The organism is Pseudoalteromonas sp. AWM4_233 (genome assembly GCF_056158285.1).
Window position 1 is genome coordinate 1 of record NZ_JBSWSZ010000064.1, and the last position, 5,656, is coordinate 5,656.

2 protein-coding genes and 2 pseudogenes are annotated in these 5,656 nt (G+C 43.8%); 3 read left to right on the forward strand and 1 reads right to left on the reverse strand.

What is annotated here, in order from left to right; all coding sequences use genetic code 11:
* Window positions 1-33: 33 nt before the first annotated feature.
* Complete coding sequence (locus tag ACXAC4_RS19930) at window positions 34-1,251, reverse strand: EAL and HDOD domain-containing protein (RefSeq protein ID WP_475164931.1); 1,218 nt, start codon at window positions 1,249-1,251, stop codon at window positions 34-36.
* Window positions 1,252-1,539: 288 nt separating this feature from the next.
* Here ACXAC4_RS19930 and rpoH point away from each other — a divergent pair.
* From rpoH to ACXAC4_RS19945, 3 genes and pseudogenes are all read left to right on the forward strand, one after another.
* Window positions 1,540-2,392, forward strand: a pseudogene (gene rpoH / locus ACXAC4_RS19935) (RNA polymerase sigma factor RpoH).
* A gap of 744 nt (window positions 2,393-3,136) precedes the next feature.
* Entirely contained in the window at window positions 3,137-5,038 is a 1,902-nt protein-coding gene (locus ACXAC4_RS19940) for a collagenase (protein ID WP_475164932.1), read from the forward strand.
* Window positions 5,039-5,094: 56 nt separating this feature from the next.
* A pseudogene (locus tag ACXAC4_RS19945) lies at window positions 5,095-5,622 on the forward strand (tRNA threonylcarbamoyladenosine dehydratase); the annotation flags it as partial.
* Between the last annotated feature and the right edge of the window lie 34 nt (window positions 5,623-5,656).

A 5,656-nucleotide genomic window follows, 5' to 3' on the forward strand; every position in this document is an offset into this window, starting at 1 on the left:
TGCGTGTCATAGAGCCTAAATAAGCCCTGGCTGTTAGGCAATACTCTGACGCATTGCATTGCTCCAGACTACGGCCTGATTGTAATAGCCATGCAGCGCTTTTTGCTCGACTTTGAGTGCCTGAGATAGCTTACGGGTTTTCTGCCAGCTAGCCGTTTCAAAGGTTTTGGCCAGTTCCAGATAGATCAATAAATTGTTCTTTTCACCACACAAAGCCGCTTTTAAATCATCTGACAGAGGCAGGTTTTCCATCAGGTTATTCATATTGCGATCCAACATGGCATCGATTAGGGAAAACAAGCCCACTAAAAAGCCTTTGGGTGGATTTTCCGGATCATTGCGGGCCGCCGCCAACAACTCACAAAATTTAGCCCGGATCAAAGACACCTGAAGTAGTTCCATCGGCTTGGCATCACCCAGATTGGCCAGCGCTAACAGAGCAATAAACTTCTTGAGTTCCAGCGCCCCCATGTAATTTAGCGCATGACGCAACGAGGTGATCTTATTGCGCTTGTTCACAGTCGGGTTATTGATAAAGCGCAATAGCATGTAAGACAGCGCCACATCTCGCTCAATAATGTCGTTGATGCGATCAAAGTTCATCTCTAATTTGGCACTTTCACCAATGAGTTCCAGTAGTGACAGCTTAGAGTTGGGGATATTCTTTTGCTTTACCACCTCTGGACGGGCGTAGAAATAACCCTGAAAATAATGGCACCCCATGTCTTTGTAGAGTTCAAACTCTTCATGGGTTTCCACTTTTTCTGCCACTATTTTAACTTTGGCATCGAGAAATTTGGGTACGTGTTTTTTGATAGTTTCGTAATCGCTTTCGCGAATATCCACTTTTACAATGTCGATATACGGCAGAAATACATCCCATTTGGGATCAAAATCGTGATCGTCCAGCGCCAGTTTGTAACCCAGTTGTTTGATGTGCTTGCAGGCAGCCAGCAACTCTTTGCTGATGGGAGCGGTTTCGACAATCTCAATCACCACTGCCATGGGATCTAATGACGTTGGAAAGCGATAAAGCAGCGTGTCTTCATAAAAATTGATGAAGGACACCTTGCCACCAGTGATTTCATCCAGGCCCAAAGTTAAGTGATTACTGGCCAGAATCTTTGAGGTCGCCTCATCCGGAGCAACATTGGGAAAACAGTTTTGTTTGCCATCCCGAAATAACAGCTCGTAACCAAATACATTCTTATCGCGGTCCAATATGGCCTGACGTGCAACGTATGCAAACATTCTTCTACCTCTCAGGCAAACAAGATTATCTTGCTAACCTTATACCAAATAAGTAATCGAAATTCTGGTGCATAAAACTCTGTTACATTTCATAGGTGATATTCATCCCTGTGACACGAAACAAAATTAAACTTTAGCAGGTCTGACAACGTAACAACAAATATTAATCTGCTTGTTCAGGTTAAATTAACAGCAAACAAGCGATACTTATTCGTTTTAGGGCACCGACTCTGGTGATCTCCAACCCACTGTGCTAGCATGCCAGCGGCAAAAAATAAAGAGGTAATTATGAGCACAAAAATACAGTCCATGGCCTTAAGCATTCCACAAAGCGGAAGCCTGGATTCGTACATTCAGTATGTGAGTGGCATCAGTATGCTGTCCGCTGAAGAGGAACGTGCATTGGCAACTCGTCTGAGAGAAGACGAAGACCTGGAATCAGCAAGAAAGCTGATCATGTCGCACCTGCGTTTTGTGGTGCACATCGCCAAATCTTACTCAGGCTATGGCCTGCCGCAGGCTGACTTAATTCAGGAAGGCAACATTGGATTGATGAAAGCGGTTAAGCGCTTCGATCCCACTATGGGCGTTCGCCTGGTTTCCTTTGCCGTTCACTGGATTAAAGCTGAAATTCACGAATACGTATTGCGTAATTGGCGCATCGTAAAAGTGGCCACCACTAAAGCACAGCGCAAACTTTTCTTTAACCTGCGCAAAGCCAAAAAGCGCTTAGGCTGGTTTACCCACGAAGAAGTGCAAACAGTCGCTGACGAACTGGGTGTCAGCACCAAAGAAGTTCTGCAAATGGAAGCTCGTATGGAGCAGCCAGGATCAGGCCTTTGACTTATCAGCTGACGATGACGAGTCCGGTAGTTTTGCACCGGTACAGTACCTGGAAGACAAAAGCGAAGACGTAGAGACTAGCGTTATCAATGCCGACTGGGATCAAAACGCTTCTGCTCGCCTGTACTCAGCGATTAAAACGCTGGACGAGCGTAGCCAACACATACTGCAAACCCGTTGGTTATCAGACGAAAAAACCACATTGCAGGACCTGGCAGACAAATACAATGTCTCTGCCGAGCGCGTGCGTCAGATTGAAAAGAACGCCATGAAAAAGCTGCAAAACGCCATGAGCTAACAGCTTATCTCGTACAAAACAACGAAAGCCGCAATTTTGCGGCTTTTTTGTTGCGTGTACTTACCCAAGGTTCAAACCAGACAGCATGTTTTAGACCGGATTTAATGTGCTTTGTCAGCCCCGGCGTCAATAACCCGGATTTCTATATATCTGACTGAAATCTAAGAAAGTACATTAGCCAAGATTTTTAGAGTCACGCCAACCAAGCCTCTTTACTTTATCAGTCTCAAATTCTGAACTTACTGACCCTGCCAGTTATAGCCAACCTGCATCTACATCATTTTCAGATCTATCACTTATTACAATCAAAAGGCAGTGATCAACTAAGGCCTTTTCTTCAGGGCTTCGTAGCTCGATATTTTCAGTTATGAACTTTCAACGCATCAAACACATTGCACTTGCGGTGAGCCCAAAACAAATTTGCCAAACTGTAAATGTTAACAAGTTGCCAATTCACACAATATTAACAAGCAACTTGAAGATTATAATGGTATATTGTATACAATATACTCGATGTTTATGAAAAGTAAGCCAACCTAATTCAGCATTAGATTTAGCACCGCATACTACTAAAAATTAACCATCGTAAAACCACTGCCTCAATAAGAGCCAGTATTATCAATTTGGTTGTGGGGATTCAAAGGACTGTGACGTTAAATTCAAGATAAAAGCAATATGATTAGCAAGCACCCGGACAGCGTGCACTTCCCCCGCTCCAAACAGCAAGAACATAAAGGAAATTCAATGAATCGATTTATCACCGGGGCATCAAGCATTGCTGCTTTTTTCGCCTTGTTAAGCCCAAACAGCTTGAGTGCTGCTACTATTGCACAAACCTTCACCACCAACTATCAATGTAATTCAACTGTTCAACTGCACGCCCAAGCAGGAGTTTCACAGCAACAACTTATTGCCAGTTGCAACGAAATTGCCGAAACAGACCAAGCATTTCATAACTTTTTTAATACCAATCCAAATTCACCACTTCCGAATGATTACAATGACACATTAGATGTTTATATTTACCTTTCAAGTGCCGAATATAAAGCAAATGCCGGTACACACTTCGGTATATCTACAGACAATGGAGGCATGTATCTGGAAGGTACGCCCTCAAATGTGAATAACCAGGCTAAGTTTATCGCCCACATCTGCGAAGACAGTTGGGTGCCATTTTCTTGTTCTTACCAAGGTCAAGTGTATAATTTACAACACGAATATGTGCACTATCTAGATGGCCGGTTCAATGTTGCGGGACCACAGGGAACCTTTGCATACAATGCGGGGTTAGCTGAAGGGCTGGCAGATTATTTGGCTAATGGTTTAAATTATTCACGTACGATTGATGGGGTAACTAACCTTGAGATCCCACCTTTATACAATATTTTGAGTGCAAACTATTACCATCCGGATTTGTACAAGTGGGGCTACCTGGCCATACATTACCTCAATAATAATCATCGTGCAGACTATGATCAGATAGTCACAGCACTGAGAACAGGTAATACGGTCAACTATCGTACCGCCATTAAAGACGTTGCAAACCGCATTGGCAACGGCTTTGATGCTTATGTAACCAGTCTAACCAGTGCTGTAGCCATTAACAGAGGGACATTACCTGCTGACAACACATTTGGCGCTTGTAATCTTGAACATAAATACGTGCGCTATGTAGACGATCCCTCAACGCAAAACATTTCTGTCCGCAACACTACAGAAGTACCAATGCGACTAATGTGGATTGACAATGTCACTGGGGATGCTGGCACTGAAGAAATCGCATTACTAACGCAAGGACAAGAATACAACAATAATTTTTGGCGGCTAAACGACCGCTTTATGATGATGAGTGAAAATCGGGAGTGTGTGGGAGTTGGCATAGTCGGTACAACTTCAACATTTGAAATTGATAACGCGTTAGTTAGCAATGTTGTACCAGATGTGTTACCCCTCCCCAACGAAGTCGGCGCTTGTAGCTTAGAAAGACCCTATTTTAAGGGAGATGAAACGGCCAATGCGACAATCATCAATAACTCGAATGAAACCATTGAAATTCGCTGGGTGAACTATGTCACAGGCCAACGTTCGGACACGGTTTATGCTTCCGTAAATTCAGGGGAAAGCTTCAATGCCTCAGGCTGGTCTCAAGGCGACAGAATGATCTTTGTTGACACAACAAACACCTGCAAAGGGGTTGCTATACTGAGGACTGGAGAAAACAGTTTTTCTTTCAATGGTGAACAGCAAGTAAATCAACGACCGACAGCCGAAATCAATGGTCCCTATTCCACCACCGAAAACAGTAACATTGGATTTAGCAGCTCTGGCTCCTCCGATCCGGACGGTCAAATTGCCAGCTACTTTTGGAACTTTGGCGACGGAGGCAGTTCCAGCTTACCCAATCCGAACCATGTCTACTCGAATGCTGGAACTTATAACGTCACACTGACAGTAACAGACAATCTGGGTGCAACTGCCACTTCGAGTACGAATGTTACTGTTACAGCGGAAGACAACGGGACTGGCAACAATACGATTCCTGATGCCTGTGCAAACCAGACTGGAATTACCGGAGGCCGCCTTGAAGCTGGTGAAGCAGCTTGTTTAGGCAACAGTTCACTGATAGGTGCTGATGAGAATGCGTAGTCGCTGTATGTTAACCTTAGCAATACGTAACTGAACGAAGTAAGTAAAAATTAACTTGGCTAGGTGAAGCACATTTTTGTGTTATTGGTATTGGCGGTGTTGGTAGCTGGGTTGCAGAGTCTTTAGCGCGTACAGGTGTTGGTAAAATCACGCTGATTGATATGGATGATATTTGTGTGACCAATATCAACCGTCAGATCCATGCAATGACTGACTCTGTGGGTGAGCAAAAAATTGAAGCTATGGCTGCGCGTATTAAACAAATCAACCCAGAGTGCGATGTTCAACTCATTGATGATTTTTTAACGCTGGAGAACATTCGTGAATATATTACTGGCTTTGATTATGTTATTGACTGTATCGACGCGGTAAATGAAAAAGCAGCGTTGATCGCGCATTGTAAAAGAAACAAGATCCCAGTAATCACAACCGGTGGAGCGGGTGGTCAAATCGATCCAAGCCAGATTTTATATGGTGATGTGGCAAAAACGACGCAAGATCCGTTATTGGCTAAAGTTCGTTACTTTTTGCGTAAGAAGTATAACTTCACCACGAATCCTAAGCGTAAGTTTGCAGTGAGGTGCTGTGTAAGAGGTGAATCTAACCGTCGTTAACCTT